Origin of the sequence: Streptomyces sp. B21-105, from assembly GCF_036898465.1 — a bacterium.
Lineage (GTDB): Bacteria > Actinomycetota > Actinomycetes > Streptomycetales > Streptomycetaceae > Streptomyces.
The window spans coordinates 6,378,510-6,393,150 of the sequence record NZ_JARUMJ010000001.1 but is presented as its reverse complement, the minus strand read 5'-3'; the positions used below and the strand labels follow the sequence as shown (position 1 = coordinate 6,393,150).

General features: G+C 67.6%; 9 protein-coding genes and 4 pseudogenes. 7 read left to right on the top strand and 6 right to left on the bottom strand.

The window, feature by feature from the left end; all coding sequences use genetic code 11:
• Positions 1–289 precede the first annotated feature (289 nt).
• The 3 genes from QA802_RS28940 to QA802_RS28930 all read left to right on the top strand — a co-directional run bounded on the left by QA802_RS28940 (position 290) and on the right by QA802_RS28930 (position 4,906).
• Positions 290–2,341, top strand: a complete 2,052-nt coding sequence (locus QA802_RS28940; RefSeq protein WP_443042191.1) for a M4 family metallopeptidase — start codon at positions 290–292, stop codon at positions 2,339–2,341.
• Between the two features lie 317 nt (positions 2,342–2,658).
• A complete protein-coding gene (locus QA802_RS28935) occupies positions 2,659–4,317 on the top strand; it encodes a M4 family metallopeptidase (protein ID WP_334528550.1) in 1,659 nt (552 codons plus the stop codon).
• 70 nt (positions 4,318–4,387) lie between these two features.
• Complete coding sequence (locus QA802_RS28930) at positions 4,388–4,906, top strand: DUF1990 domain-containing protein (RefSeq protein ID WP_334528548.1); 519 nt, start codon at positions 4,388–4,390, stop codon at positions 4,904–4,906.
• Between the two features lie 269 nt (positions 4,907–5,175).
• On the opposite strand, the pseudogene QA802_RS28925 reads toward QA802_RS28930, so the two are convergent.
• From QA802_RS28925 to QA802_RS28910, 4 genes and pseudogenes are all read right to left on the bottom strand, one after another.
• A pseudogene (locus QA802_RS28925) lies at positions 5,176–6,222 on the bottom strand (IS110 family RNA-guided transposase); the annotation flags it as partial.
• 1,239 nt (positions 6,223–7,461) lie between these two features.
• Positions 7,462–7,587, bottom strand: coding sequence for a hypothetical protein (locus QA802_RS28920; protein WP_334528545.1), 126 nt, complete (start codon positions 7,585–7,587; stop codon positions 7,462–7,464).
• Between the two features lie 111 nt (positions 7,588–7,698).
• Positions 7,699–8,301, bottom strand: coding sequence for an SMI1/KNR4 family protein (locus tag QA802_RS28915; RefSeq protein ID WP_334528542.1), 603 nt, complete (start codon positions 8,299–8,301; stop codon positions 7,699–7,701).
• A 24-nt stretch (positions 8,302–8,325) separates the two neighbouring features.
• Positions 8,326–10,395, bottom strand: a complete 2,070-nt coding sequence (locus QA802_RS28910) for an RHS repeat-associated core domain-containing protein (RefSeq protein WP_334528539.1) — start codon at positions 10,393–10,395, stop codon at positions 8,326–8,328.
• Positions 10,396–10,450: 55 nt separating this feature from the next.
• Here QA802_RS28910 and QA802_RS28905 point away from each other — a divergent pair.
• From QA802_RS28905 to QA802_RS28895, 3 genes and pseudogenes are all read left to right on the top strand, one after another.
• Positions 10,451–10,846, top strand: a pseudogene (locus QA802_RS28905) (HAD domain-containing protein); the annotation flags it as partial.
• Between the two features lie 340 nt (positions 10,847–11,186).
• On the top strand, positions 11,187–12,197 hold the full coding sequence (locus tag QA802_RS28900; protein ID WP_334528536.1) for a hypothetical protein: 1,011 nt from the start codon (positions 11,187–11,189) through the stop codon (positions 12,195–12,197).
• 703 nt (positions 12,198–12,900) lie between these two features.
• Positions 12,901–13,053, top strand: a pseudogene (locus QA802_RS28895) (transposase family protein); the annotation flags it as partial.
• A gap of 176 nt (positions 13,054–13,229) precedes the next feature.
• Here QA802_RS28895 and QA802_RS28890 read toward each other — a convergent pair.
• Complete coding sequence (locus tag QA802_RS28890) at positions 13,230–13,385, bottom strand: hypothetical protein (protein ID WP_334535222.1); 156 nt, start codon at positions 13,383–13,385, stop codon at positions 13,230–13,232.
• Here QA802_RS28890 and QA802_RS28885 point away from each other — a divergent pair.
• Positions 13,312–13,985, top strand: a pseudogene (locus tag QA802_RS28885) (ISAzo13-like element transposase-related protein); the annotation flags it as partial. The gene QA802_RS28890 and the pseudogene QA802_RS28885 sit on opposite strands and share 74 nt — an antisense overlap.
• 149 nt (positions 13,986–14,134) lie before the next feature.
• On the opposite strand, the gene QA802_RS28880 reads toward QA802_RS28885, so the two are convergent.
• On the bottom strand, positions 14,135–14,608 hold the full coding sequence (locus QA802_RS28880; RefSeq protein ID WP_334528533.1) for an SMI1/KNR4 family protein: 474 nt from the start codon (positions 14,606–14,608) through the stop codon (positions 14,135–14,137).
• Between the last annotated feature and the right edge of the window lie 33 nt (positions 14,609–14,641).

Sequence of the window (14,641 nt, the reverse complement as noted above, 5' to 3'; positions counted from 1 at the left end):
GGTCCGGAGCGAGGGATCCGGCGGTGCGGAGCGACGGGATCCGGCCACTCCGTATATCGAACACCGACTACCGGACAACGGACCGTTTCCGGCCAACTTTCTGACGCGCTCCTGACAGACAGCGCAATCCACTGCCACTCTTCCCCCTGCTGGTTCACAACAACCCCACAGTTACGCGCGCTCCACGTTCCGCCTTTGTTCTGCGTACCGCCTTTGTCGTGCCCGTACGGCCCACCCGCCGCTCGGGTCTCCCCTGGCCGCGTGATCCGCGGCCGCGCAGAAGGAGTCAGTGTTGAGCAGCAGTCCCTCTCGCAGACGCACCCCCCACAGCCCCTCCCGTCGCGTCGCGGCCGTCGCCCTCGTCGGCGTCTCCGCGCTCATAGCCGCCGCCGTGCAGTCCGGCGCCGCGACCGCCGCCTCCCAGAAGGCACCGCAGGCGACGGGCAAGGCCAATCCGGGCGCCGAGTCGGTGCGCCTCACCCCCGCCCAGCGGGCCGCGCTGATCCGCGACGCGGACGCCGGCAAGTCGGCGACCGCCAAGAAGCTCGGCCTCGGCGCCAAGGAGGCGCTCGTCGTCCGTGACATCGTCAAGGACGCCGACGGCACCCTGCACACCCGCTACGAGCGCACCTACGGCGGGCTCCCGGTCCTCGGCGGCGACCTGGTCGTCGAGACCGCGAAGTCCGGCGCCACCGAGCGCGTCACCCTGGCCACCCGGGCCGCCGTCGAGGTCGCCTCGCTGACGCCCACGATCGCGGCGGCGAAGGCGGAGAAGCAGGCGCTGAGCCTCGCCAAGGCCGACGGCGCCGCGAACGCGGACACCAACCGCGCGCCGCGCAAGGTGATCTGGGCGGCGAACGGCACCCCGGTCCTCGCCTACGAGACCGTCGTCGGCGGGCTCCAGGAGGACGGCACCCCGAACGAACTGCACGTCATCACCGACGCGACGACCGGTCAGAAGCTCTACGAGTACCAGGGCATCGAGACCGGCACCGGCAACACGATGTACAGCGGCACGGTGACGCTCGGCACCACGCAGTCGGGGTCGACGTACAACCTGACCGACGGCGCGCGCGGCAACCACAAGACGTACAACCTCAACCGGGGCAGCTCCGGCACCGGAACGCTCTTCTCCGGCCCGGACGACGTGTGGGGCACCGGCGCCGCGTCGAACGCGGAGACCGCGGGCGCGGACGCGCACTACGGCGCGGCCCTCACCTGGGACTACTACAAGAACGTGCACGGCCGCAACGGCATCAAGGGCGACGGCGTGGGCGCGTACTCACGCGTGCACTACGGCAGCAACTACGTCAACGCGTTCTGGTCGGACAGCTGCTTCTGCATGACGTACGGCGACGGCTCGGGCAACACCCACCCGCTGACGGCCATCGACGTGGCCGGCCACGAGATGACGCACGGCGTCACCTCGAACACGGCCGGGCTGAACTACTCCGGCGAGTCCGGCGGCCTCAACGAGGCGACCTCGGACATCTTCGGCACCTCGGTCGAGTTCTACGCCCAGAACTCGTCGGACGTCGGTGACTACCTCATCGGCGAGGAGATCGACATCAACGGCGACGGCACGCCGCTGCGGTACATGGACAAGCCGAGCAAGGACGGCGCGTCCAAGGACAGCTGGTACTCCGGCATCGGCGGGGTCGACGTGCACTACTCGTCGGGCCCGGCCAACCACTTCTTCTACCTGCTGAGCGAGGGCAGCGGCGCCAAGGTCATCAACGGCGTCAGCTACAACTCGTCCACCTCGGACGGCCTCCCGGTCACCGGCATCGGCCGTGACAAGGCGGAGAAGATCTGGTTCCGCGCGCTGACCACGAAGTTCACCACGACCACCAACTACGCGGGGGCCCGCACCGGCACCCTGGCGGCGGCCGGTGAGCTGTACGGCACCACCTCCACCGAGTACAAGGCGGTGCAGGACGCTTGGGCCGGCGTCGCGGTGGGCGCGCGTTCGGGCGGCGGCGGGGGTGGCGGCACCTCCTTCGAGAACACGGCCGACGTATCGATTCCGGACAACGGTGCGGCGGTCAACTCGTCGATCACCGTCTCCGGCCGCACCGGCAACGCGCCGTCGAACCTGGCGGTGGCGGTCGACATCGTGCACACCTACATCGGCGACCTCCGGGTGCAGCTGATCGCCCCCGACGGCACGGCCTACACGCTGAAGGCGTACGGCACCGGCGGCAGCACGGACAACCTCAGCACCACGTACACGGTGAACGCCTCCTCCGAGGTCGCCAACGGTGTCTGGCAGTTGAGGGTCCAGGACAACGCGGCCCAGGACACCGGCTACATCAACAGCTGGAAGCTCACCTTCCCGTAGGCCACAGGCCCCGCACGGGCCACGCACAACCGCCTGAAAGGCACCGCACAGGGCGCCGCCCCGGAGGCACCACCTCCCCGGGGCGGCGCCCCCTTTTTGCCCGCCCCTTACCCACGCCCGGTTGCCGCTTTACCACGGCTCAACTGCGTTTACGTGTCTGCAATGTTCACCGGACAGTCGACTTTCGGCCAACATCACTTCGGGGTCCTGACATGTACGCGCCCGGATGTCAGTCTTCGTTCACCCGCCGCACAACTTCACTACCGTCACGGGCGGCCGCCCCACGCCGCCCGGACCCCCCACATGAAGGAGCTTGTGTGACCTCCCTCTACGCGCGTCACAAGCGCACCACTCTGGCCATCGCCACCGCCGTCGCGGCCGGAGCCCTGGTCACCACCGGCCTGACCACCGGTAGCGCCGCCGCCCCGGCGGACTCCGGCGCGCGGGCCGCCCTGCAGGGCGCCCCGGTCCAGCTGTCCGCCGCGGCCCGCACCACGCTGATCCGGCAGCAGCAGTCCGACGCGACCGCGACCGCGAAGTCGATAGGCCTCGGCGCCCAGGAGAAGCTGGTCGTCAAGGACGTCGTCAAGGACGTCGACGGCACCGTCCACACCCGCTACGAGCGCACCTACGCAGGTCTGCCGGTCCTCGGCGGCGACCTGGTCGTGCACAAGGCCCCCTCCGGCGCCCAGAGCGTGACCAAGGCCGTCGCGGCCACCATCAAGGTGTCCACGCTCACCCCGCAGGTCGCCACCGCCAAGGTCCAGAAGCAGGCGCTCACCGCCGCCAAGGCCGCCGGCTCCGAGGCCACCGCCGCCGACCAGGCCCCCCGCAAGGTGATCTGGGCCGGCAACGGCACCCCGACGCTCGCCTACGAGACGGTCGTCGGCGGCCTCCAGGACGACGGCACCCCGAGCAGGCTGCACGTCATCACCGACGCCACCACCGGCAAGAAGCTCTACGAGCACCAGGCCATCGAGACCGGCAGCGGCAAGAGCCTCTACTCGGGCACGGTCACCCTCAACACGACCAAGTCGGGCTCGACGTACAACCTGACCGACGGCACGCGCGGCGGGCACAAGACCTACAACAAGGCGCGCAGCACGTCCTCCTCCGCCGGCACCCTGTTCACCGACGCGGACGACGCGTGGGGCACCGGCACGGCCTCCAGCTCCTCCAGCGACCAGACCGCGGCCGTGGACGCCGCCTACGGCGCGCAGATGACCTGGGACTTCTACAAGAGCACCTTCAACCGCAGCGGCATCCGCAACGACGGCAAGGCCGCCTACTCCCGCGTGCACTACGGCAACGCCTACGTCAACGCCTTCTGGGACGACGACTGCTTCTGCATGACGTACGGCGACGGCGAGGGCAACGTCAACCCGCTGACGTCGCTGGACGTGGCCGGCCACGAGATGAGCCACGGTCTGACCTCGGTCACCGCGGGTCTCGAGTACTCGGGTGACGCCGGCGGTCTGAACGAGGCCACCTCCGACATCTTCGGCACCGGCGTCGAGTTCTTCGCCAACAACGCGGCCGACAAGGGCGACTACCTCATCGGCGAGAAGATCGACATCAACGGCGACGGCACCCCGCTGCGCTACATGGACAAGCCGAGCAAGGACGGCGGCTCCAGGGACTACTGGTCCTCCTCCGTGTCCGGCCTCGACCCGCACTACTCGTCGGGCCCGGCGAACCACTTCTTCTACCTGCTGGCCGAGGGCAGCGGCGCGAAGACGATCAACGGCGTGTCCTACAACTCGCCGACGTCCAACGGCTCCACGGTCACCGGCATCGGCCGCGCCAAGGCGCTTCAGATCTGGTACAAGGCCCTGACGACGTACTTCACGTCGACGACCACCTACAAGGGCGCCCGCACCGGCACCCTCTCGGCGGCCTCGTCGCTGTACGGCGGCACCGGCAGCACCGAGTACAAGGCCGTGGCGGCGGCCTGGTCGGCGATCAACGTCAACTGACCCCGCCGTAGCGAGCTGGGCGGCACCCGGGACGAAGGCATTCCCGGGTGCCGCCCTACTCTTGGCTCCCATGTCTTCGAAGGACTTCACGTACGACGACGTCGGCGCGACGCGCGACCGCCCCGACGCCTGCCCCGAGGGCTTCCACCCCCTCCACGTCCGCACCCGCCTGGGCGAGGGCCACGACGTCTTCCGGCGCGCCGCGGACGCCGTCATGACGTGGCAGATGCACCGCGCCCTCGGCGTCGGCATCGACGCCACGGCGGACCGCGCGGCCCCCGACGTCGACGTCACCGTCACCCTGGCCGGCCTCGTCAAGGCCCCCTGCCGCGTGGTCTGGACGGTGGAAGAACCCCGGCGCGCCGGCTGGGCCTACGGCACCCTCCCCGGCCACCCCGAACGCGGCGAGGAGTCCTTCGTCGTCGACCGCACCGGAGACGGCACGGTCTGGCTGACGGTGACGGCGTTCAGCCGCCCCGCGAAGTGGTACGCGATAGCCGCCGGCCCAGTAACCAGAGGCCTCCAACACGCCTACGCCCACCGCTGCGGCAAGGTCCTGCGCGAACTGAGCGGGGGCGGGGAGTCGTGATTGTCAGCCGGGATAGGCACGGACCCGGTCACTCCCCATAGCGCCAACTGAGGTCCCCGTCCCAAAAACAGACCACTGCTTCTCTCAGGGGCGATGCGTTCCTCTCGTCCGTTTTCGCTGAAGAGATAAACGGTCAAGAGGTGGGCAAAGAAAGAACTGTGATTCGCCCATTCTTATGCAAGTCTTTGGTCAAGTGCTCACGGGGTGTGCCTCTATGTTCTTCGTCAAGGCACCCTTGTCGGGTTTGGGGTGATTCGGTCTTGCTGGGGTCATGCGGCGAGCTCGACGTCCGCGGGTGTGCGGGCTTCGTAGAAGGTGCCGTCTCGGAGCATGGCGAACAGGACGCTGATGCGTTGGCGGGCGAGGCGGAGGAGGGCTTGGGTGTGGGTTTTGCCGCGGGTTCGTTGCTTGTCGTAGTAGGCGCGGGAGGCGGGATCGGCGTTCATGCAGGCGAAGGCGGAGAGGAACATGGCGCGTTTGAGCTGGCGGTTGCCGCCTCGGGGTGCGTGTTCGCCGTGGATCGAGGTCCCCGAGGACTCTGTGGTCGGGGCGAGTCCGGCGTAGGAGGCCAGGTGGGCGGCGGTGGGGAAGCTGGTGCCGTCGCCGACGGTGACCAGCAGGACGGCGGCGGTCCTGACGCCGACGCCGGGCATCGACGTCAGGACCGGGGAAAGAGGGTGGGCCTCCAGCAGGGCGTTGATCTGGGCTTCCAGGGCCCGGCGCTGTTCGTGGACAGCGGCGAGCGAGCGGGCCAGGGAGGGCACGACGATGTCGAGGGTGCCGGTCCCCGGGACCACGACGGTCTGTTCGTCCAACGCCTCGAAGACATCGTCGATCAGCCGCTGGGCCATGCGCGGGGCTTTGGGCCGGATGAGCTCGACGAGCCTGCGGCGGCCGGCCTTTCGCAGTGCGGCGGGGGAGCCGTAGCGCTCCAGCAGCCAGGTGACGGCCTGGTGGTCGAGGCGGGGGCCCAGAACGCGCTCCAGCGACGGGTGGAACTGGGTGAGCAGGCCGCGTATCCGGTTGGACGTGCGGGTGGCCTCGGCCGCGAGGTCCTGGTCGAAGCCGACGAGGACGGTCAGTTCGGCGGTGATCTCGTCGGTGAGTTCCAGCGAGCGCAGGGTGTGCGGCATGGTGCGGGCCGCATCCGCGATGACCGTGGCGTCCTTCGCGTCGGTCTTGGCCTCGCCCGGATACAGGTCGGCGATCCGCCGCATCGCGAGTCCGGGCAGGTAGGCGACCTGGCAGCCCGTGTCCCGGGCGACCGTGAGCGGGAGGGCTCCGATGGATGCGGGCTGGTCCACGATCACCAGGAGGCCCTCACCGCCTCCGAACCGGTCAACACGAGCGGACCCGCCCCCATCAACCAGGTGGCGGTGTCACCCCGCTGACCTGACCGCGCCGGAACCGGCCGAGGATGCGAACGTCGAGGACGGCACCGAGGACCCGGACGACGGTCCGGCCCTCCCGCCCGGTAGCGGCGAGAAACCGGGCGACACTGCTGAGGACCGGGCACCGCTCGTCGGTCCCCTTTCCTCGGACACACGACGCACGCCCACGAGCCCTTGGCCGGGAAGCGCAGAAGAGCACCAGCGGCGTCGCTCTGGCCGCGGGTTACAACTACTCCGCCATGGCCAAGTACGCCGAGAAGTAACCTGACCGTCAGCCGGGGTAAGCACGGACCTCGGGATCGCAGCCGGGCCCATCGCTCGGCAAGCCGCGCCGCTCGATGGTGCCGTCGATAACAGGCGGCGCCAGCAGCTCACTACCCCTGGCCGGCCCCCGAACCGGGCACCGTAGCGACCGGATCGCCAGGCTGCCACTCCGCCGAGCTCCACTCCGGCGTGGGAGCCGGACGAGGCGGCGCGGGTGGAGGATTGGGACCACGATTGGGGTTCTGCGGAACAGAACCTGGCCCGTTCCCTCCGCCCGACCGACTTGACCCGCGATCAGTCGTACCCGAACCGCTCGACCTGCCAGAGCCACCGCCGCCCCCATGCGCCGACGATTCCTTCGTCGCCCGCGGAGCCGAGGTCTTCGACGCTGAGGGCGTGGGCGATACAGTCGCCGCCGCACGACTCGGAGCAGGGCTCGGTGAAGCAGGCCTGCTCGCCGAACTCACCGACGAGGACGCAGAACTTACCGGCGCCCCCTCCTCACCCGCCGGCTCATCGGTACCGGCGGCCGAACATCCCACCACCCACAAGCCGGCCAGGGCCGCGACGGCCCATAGCACCACGGACCGTCGGAGACGACCTCTCGACAACTCGGGTCTCTCCTCGCTCACTTGCGTCATTCCACTCACTCGCTGCTTCGACCTTTATGCCTGGATCATCCCGCTGTCCGCTCTCAAAGCTCTCCAGATCCGGCACCGCTGCCGCGCCGTCGGCGCCCGCTCTCGGGTCGGAAGGCCAGGAGGCGAGGCGACCAGAAGGTCGCTGGAGGTATCGACGCCGTGGGCGGCTCGGTGGCGGGCTATGACCGGAACACTGATGGTCACCGTGAGAGTGGAGAAGGAAAGGCTCGCTTTCCCAGTGTACGGCGACGGCTCTGCCTCATAGCAGGGTAGCGTCCGGTACCACTGCCGGGCCGACCAGCTGACGCAGGTCCAGGTAGCAGCGCAGCCCTATGTCGAGCCGGTCCGCGTCCGCGTCGTCCGCCCCGCTGTCGTCGTCACCCACCGGTCGGCAAGCTCTCTCGTCGGGTATCTCCCCCCACCCGCACCGCGCTGCGGGGCGCACGGTGTCGGCCCCTGTGGCCGCCTCCGGCGGCCAGCGCCCGGCACACCTGCGTCAGTCGCCGAACATCCCAGCGTATGGGTCCGGCTCCCCCGTCCACGGGTCGAGGCCGGAAGCACGGAGTCGCTGCTCCTCATCTCGGTGCAGAAACCGCGGCGACGCGTTACCCCAGAGGGTGAGGTCCCCAACGGGGCACTCGTCGAATTCCGCACGGAACAAGCGGCACAAGAATTCTAGCATTCCACACGCATACTCGGTCCATCGCGCGTCGCCCCGGCCCCACACCACCACAAGCCACTTGTCCGGATCGGAGTCCGTGGCAAGCCAGCACAGAATGTCCGCGCTGGAGTCCACTCCCCAGGCAATGAGACGCGGAATCTCCGCTGCTCTTGACTTGGCAGCCCGCCACACGTCCTCAGCGTTCGCTGATTCCAACTGCATGCCCATATAGGAGGCATCACCAGGACCAACGTGGGTCTCAGGTGCCAACAACGCCAAGTAGTCATCGATGGCGCCTTCACCGTACTCGGCCATGAACTCCTTGTAGTCGCTGGGGAAGCGCGTTCTCCAACTGGCTTCAATAGCATCCCAGTCCACGGAATCACCGGCCCCCGGATGAGTGGGCATGATGCGCCTCACTTCTTCAAGCCAGGACACGAATCCATCACCTCTCAAACGTTGTTACGGCATCGAGCCGGTCGGCACGGCAACGCCGGTGCGACTGTCCGTGACCGTACCGAGGTTCTTCATTCCCTGCCGCGGGCTGTAGATCGAGTTCGGCACGGGCTGGCTGAAGGAAATGCCGGGGGAGCCGTCGGGCTTGGTACCCCGGGCCGTAAGATCGAAGGACACCGGAACCGTCCTCGAACCCGCGTAGTGGGGTGTCACGGTATAGTGCACCACTTGTCCACTGTCAATGGCGCTCTTCACCCGGTTCTCGTAGGAGTACATGTGGTCCTCGATACGACCGTCACCGTTGATGGCGAAGTTCGCCTGGCGTGAGCACGTTCCAAGGTTCCGCAGATCCGTTCCAGATCCGCTGAGGGCGTCACCGAGCAGATGGCAAGCGTTGATCGAGATTTTGGAGTTGAGGCCGAGGTACCCCGCGTACGCCTTGCCCCACTGATAGCCAGGAGGGGAAACCTTACTCGTTTCGGTCTTGCTTCCCTTGTGCTCGGCAAGGTAGTTGCTGTCCAGGCACGCTTCCACACCGGTGGCCCGGTTGCCGTTCGCGCTGTCGAGATCGCCGAAGTCGACCCAGCCCTCGCCACCTCGGCGACAATCCTGCCGCGTGCGGCTGCCTGTTCCCGTCCCATTCCCATCGGGAAGGAGTGCGTTGGCCATCAGGGCTTCGAGCGGAATGAAGGCGGTGAGACCAGCCAGATCGAGCATCATTTGCGCCGTAATCGTCCCACTGACTCCTTGTCCGGCAGCCCAAGTCTGATCCGCCCAGTCCGGTACGGGCCTGTCCCGCGTCGGGGCCGTAGTCGGGTCCGAGCCGTTGTTGGGGTTCTGGTCGATCGGCGGTGCCGGCGGGATTATCACGCAGGAATTCCAGCAATCGCCGCGGCCCCCGCCGCCCGTGCCATTTCCGCCGCCCCGGCCGCCGCCCGTGCCTGTACCGGTACTAGGTCCACGACCGCGGTCGTAACCAGTGTCGACGAGACCGGAATAGCCGACAGGCTGTCTCGCGGTTCCGCCGCTCCTCGGGGTGCTCCGGGGCTGGAAGATGGTGATGGTGGGCCGGTCCAGGAATCGCTCGATGGCTTTGCCCGCGAGGTATCCCATCGGGCTTCGTCTCCTGAGCATCCGATAGGTGGAAAGGGCACCGTAGTACCGGTTCCCTGCTCCGGAGCTGGTGCCGTGCCACGCCGGATGTGTAGTCGTCGCCCCCCTGGTGGCGAACCTGGTCTCGTGCCCGAGAGGGTCGAGGGAGTTCAGGGGTGTGGCGTTGCCGTAGGTGTAGCGGTTGCTCTGTACCGATGGCATCGGGTCCAGTTGCCAGGTGTCTCGTGAGCTGAAGGATCCCGTCCCCGGCTGGTACCAGCGGGCGGCCATGTTGACGTCGCCGCTTGCCGGGTCGGTCCAGCCGGACTGGTAGCCGATCGCCGGGGTGGTGCCGTTGGTCGCTGTTTCCTTGCCGAAGGGGTCGTAGGAGGTCGAGCCGGTCACCGAGGTGCCGTTCGCCGTCAGGCCGGCGACCAGGTCGGTGTGCTGGTCGGTCAGCGCCCACTGCTTGGTCGTGCCGGTGGCGAGGGAGAGCAGGGCGCCGTCGGGTGTGCGGTTGTAGGCGGTCGTGCCGTCGCCTGCGAGGTTGTTGGAGCCTCCGTCGTAGGTGAACGTCGTCGCGCCTCGGGTCTGGACGCGGTCCAGGGAGTCGTACGAGTACGTCGTGCCGCCGTCGGTGATCTTGCGTTCGAAGGCGTCGAAGGTGAGTGAGCGTGCCGGACCGCTGCCGCTGCCGGTGTCGGTCGAGGACAGGGTGCCTCGCGCCGTGTACGTGTACGCCGTCGTGCCGTCCGTCAGCTGACGGTTGCGGGCGTCGAAGGTCGCCGTCGTCGCGCCCGCCTTGGTGCGGTTGCCTGCGGCGTCCCACTCGTACGACGTCGGCGCCGTGCCGTCCTTCGCCCATGACGTCATGCGGTTCGCGAAGTCGTAGGTGTACGTGTTGCTCCCCGCGCCTGCCGTGCCCGTCGTCGTCTTCGACGTCAGGTTGTCGTCCAGGTCGTAGCCGTACGTCGTCGAGGCCACGCTCGTCGCGCCGTCCGGTGACGGCCTGCAGCGCGATCTGGCGGGCACCGCATCGAACTCGCACCTGGCGCGGCTCGACCCGCAGATGGGGCCGCGGCTCGCGGCGCTGCCCTGTGACCTGGTCTGGGCCACCACCTGGGAAGAAGAGGCCAATATCGAGCTGGCACCGCGGCTCGGCCTGCGGCACCTGCCGGTCGTGAACTGGCCCGAGCCCTCAGCCGCCCACGAACGCGAAGACCAGTGGTTCGGGCTCCACTGGAAGACCCGCACCCTCGTCGCGTGGGCGGACGGACGCCCGTTCGCCTGGGTCGACGACGAAATCACCGACGCCGACCGAGACTGGGTATCCACCCACCACCCCGCCCAGGCGATCCTCCATCGCGTCGCGTCGTCCCGCGGCCGAACCGACCATGACTTCGCAGTCCTCGATCAATGGCTACAGTTGACTTGAACTCCCCAATGATCCACAGGATTTGACACTTACTCCCTCGCTACGTCCCGATGGTCTACGACCCATAGGCCGTGCGCGTCCTGATCGAGAGAAGTACCCCCGGAAAGCATGACGGTTTGAGTATCAGCCGAAGACAGTCAGCCGACGTGGTGGGCGCGCTGACCTGCTGCGGCCTGTCTGGCGGATCATGTGACTGCCGACAGGCCGAAGCGGGATCTCGCCCAGGGAGTGCGGCTTGTGTGGACGGCACCCCGCATGCCGGCCTCCCCTTGCGACGGGCAATACTGCCGCCACCCCGTTCTGTACCTCGCGACGGTTTCCTGGAGGGATTGGCCCAGCCATGACACTTCTTCTCCCCGTCTGCCTGCTGCTGCTCTGGTACTGGCTCTGGTACGGCCTGCTACCCCTGCGATGGCAGAACTCCCACCTCGCTGGCCCCGATGTCGCACTACAGCGCGCGTGCAGGGCTGCTGCCAGGGGTCGCTGGGAGCCCGCCGCCCAGCTCTTCGAGGACGCTGGTCAGGACTGGGAGCGCCGCTCCCTGTACGCCAAGCGGTTGGGATACCTCGCCGCCAGGAAGAGCGACCGTTGGCTGAAGGCATGGCAGAAGGCCCGCCCTGGAGACCCGGACTCCGCGCTCGTGGTGGCGCGCACCAAAATCCAGTACGCGTGGAACCTGAGAGGCAATGCGCTGGGGCAGTACACGTCGCGGAGCCGGTTCGAGAGATTCCACCGGGAGTTGTTTGCCGCGCAGGACGATATCAAGCAGGCCTTCGCACTGAGCCCTGACGACCCCTCCCCGCTTGTCGCGGAAATCTGGAGGGCGCTCGGACTGGGCTACCCCAACCGGGAGATGCTTGCCCTGTGGTCCGAGATCACGACCCGGGCGCCGCATCACTTTGAAGCGCACACGAGTGCCCTCCAATATTGGACCGCGAAATGGCGAGGCTCCAAGAAGCTCGCGCGGGAGTTCGCCGAGAGGGCGGCGGCCAGTGCGCCGCCAGGCAGCCTGCTGGCTGTGCTGCCTCTGATCGCCTGGTACGAGAACCATGCGGAGGAGGTGGGCGATGCCGGATTTCGCAGCCCGCAAGTACGTGTGCTGGTTGACACGGCGCTCGCTGACGCGGCACTCGCTGAACCGAACCACCCGAGGCTTCCGGAGGTACGACACCTCCTGGCGTACTTCCTGTACCGACAGGGCCGGTACAGGGCGGCCGGGGAGCAGTTCCGTCAGGTCGACGGCTTCACCGATGCACTACCGTGGCGGTACTACTTCGTGGGGCCGCTCTATTACCGAGCAGTCCGTACGAAGACGGCCCGCAAGGCACTCAGGGAACGCCGGCCGCGCTGATCACAAGCCAGGGAGTCGCAGCGAGCTGATGATCAATAACTCCTGGGTTTCTGTGGCCTGTTGGACCGTAGGATACGGGCGTGACGGAGGGGATTGGCCTCGATTTTCAGCAGCCTGACCTCGATGGTCGGCTGCTGAACAATCAAGGTTACGGCCACCGGCCGGCGATGTCGGCGCGTCGTTCACCTTCCCCGTGCGCGGCGCTCTTCCGCGGAATTGACGTACGAAGGTCTCCTGTCGCCCCACAACGGCGTTTCCTCCATCACCTCGACGCCCGATCGGGCATTCAGCACACGGACCAGGAACTCCGTCATCCCGAATTCGTGCCGGGTCCATACGTCGTCGCCGTGACTGAAAACGAACACGGGCCACTGACCTGGTTCGCCGCGCGTGAGCCAGCAGAAGAGGTCGGCGCTGCTCGCGGCTCCCCGGCACGGCTGATGCAAGTTCCGGAGGCGTGCGGTTGGTCGGGTAGGACCGGTTGGGGCGGATAGCAGAGCAGGCACGGGCTTCGTGATCATCGTGGTGTCTAAGCCCGTTGATCATGAGGTGGCCCGTGCCTGCCGCAGTATCTTCCCCTATCCCCGCTGTCCTGCTGAAGCTGGGTCCGCTGGACGCGGACCGGGTCGCTGACCTGCGTCCCTACTTCGGCTCGGTGCCCGATCCGCGTTCGCGGCGGGGCCGGTGGTATTCCCTGACGGCGATCTTGCTGGTCTGTGCCTGTGCGGTCGTCTCGGGTGCGAGGAGCATCGATGAGCTGGCTGAATGGGGCGTGCACGCCTCCAGCGGGCTCTTGGCGGCTCTCGGTATCCGTGGCCATCCACTCAGGTGGCGACGCTGTCCGTCGGCGGCGACGATCGGGCGTGCGCTGGGGGCAGTTGACGGTGATGCCCTGGATCGGGCGGTGGGTGCCTACCTCGCGGACCGGCACCGTAGGGCCGTCGAATCAGCCGGCACCTCCGAGTCACGGCGCGTCATCGCCGTGGACGGCAAGGCGCTCAGGGGCTCCGCCCGCGGAGACACGGCCCGCCGTCACCTCCTTTCGGCGGTCACCCACGGCCGCGTCGCGACGCTCGCCCAAGTGGAGGTCGGTGCGAAGACGAATGAAACCAGCCGGCTTTTCTCGCAGATCAGCATCAACTGGCGCGGCAGGCCCCTGACCAGCCACGAAGTCGTCGTCAGCACCATCGGAGCGACCACCACACGCAACGGACTGTCCGTCCACGCCGACTTCGACCCTGGCACTTACCCCACCGGGGTCACCGTCCCTGACAGTGTCATAGACCGCCTGCCCCTCACGCCGCACGACTGGCACGGCACGTGGAACTACACCCTGCGCCCCGAACCCCTCGCGCCTGAACCGCCCCCGCCCAGTGCCGAGTTCGGGCGTTTCCCGGCCGGTGACAAGCTGCCTGCCTGGCTGCGGCACCCCAGTCTCACCGGACTCGAGCCCGCCGCCTTCGACGAGCTCACCGCCCGCTACCAAGCCTGGTGCACCGAGCACCCGCCGATCTTCCTGCCCGGCAAGCGCCCCGACGGAGGCCCCGGCGCCGGCGGCACTCCGTCGCCGACCAGCTCGTCGTCTTCCTCCTCAAGAAGCGCTGGTCCATGGACCAGGCACCGCTCGCCGAGGCAACCGGCCTGCCCAAGAGCAGGATCGGCGCGACCCTCCGGGAGGCCACCCCCGTTCTCGCCGCGCTCGGGCACACCGTCTCGACCGGCGCCCTCACCGTGACCACGGCCCAACAGCTCGCCGAGATCGCCGGGCACGACCTCACACCCCCGTGATCCTCACCAAGATCGAGGAGTTATTGTTCGGCAGCTCCCTGCCACGGGTCGACGCCTCCTCGAGGAGGCGTTCCGCGCTCGAGAATTCTGCCAGTCTGGCCGGGTGCCATCAAGGGCGCCTTCCATGCGATCGGAGAAACTGAGTTCCATCAGCCCTCACGCCAGCTGAGATACTCGTGCACTCCCTCGCCTACAAAGTGCTGACTGAAAGGTTGCATGAACTCGCCAAGAATGGACCAAAGGAAATCGATCATCCCCATCTCGAAAATTGACCAGCGCTTCTCCCCGTAAGGAGATTGCCTCCTGAAAACCACCACTTTCCATTTTTCCGGAATGCCTTCAACAAGCCAGAAAGCGACGTCACCGCTTGCCGTGGCACCAAATGGCAGCAGCCTGGGATCTACTGCGGGCGGAAGATGGTGCGCCAGTTCTACGCGACAGTCCGGAGGGAGCGCGGGCTCCACCCCGTCCAAAAGGGTGCCAAGAGGAGACCCGTCAACAGGCGGCGTAAGCACGGAAAAGTACTCATCAATCTCCCCACCGCCATAGAGCTCGACGAATTCCTTATAATCCAACGGAAATTCCCATCCCGTTGAACTGGCAATCATATCCCAATCGATCACGTCACCTCCGGACGAGGGAGGTGGCATCACGTT

What these genes read in the sequence shown, in the direction of transcription:
- QA802_RS28930 (WP_334528548.1), top strand. Translation starts at nt 4,388, where the DNA reads ATGTCTTCGAAGGACTTCACGTACGACGACGTCGGCGCGACGCGCGAC.
- QA802_RS28900 (WP_334528536.1), top strand. Translation starts at nt 11,187, where the DNA reads ATGACACTTCTTCTCCCCGTCTGCCTGCTGCTGCTCTGGTACTGGCTC.
- QA802_RS28890 (WP_334535222.1), bottom strand. Translation starts at nt 13,385, where the DNA reads ATGGTGCTGACGACGACTTCGTGGCTGGTCAGGGGCCTGCCGCGCCAG.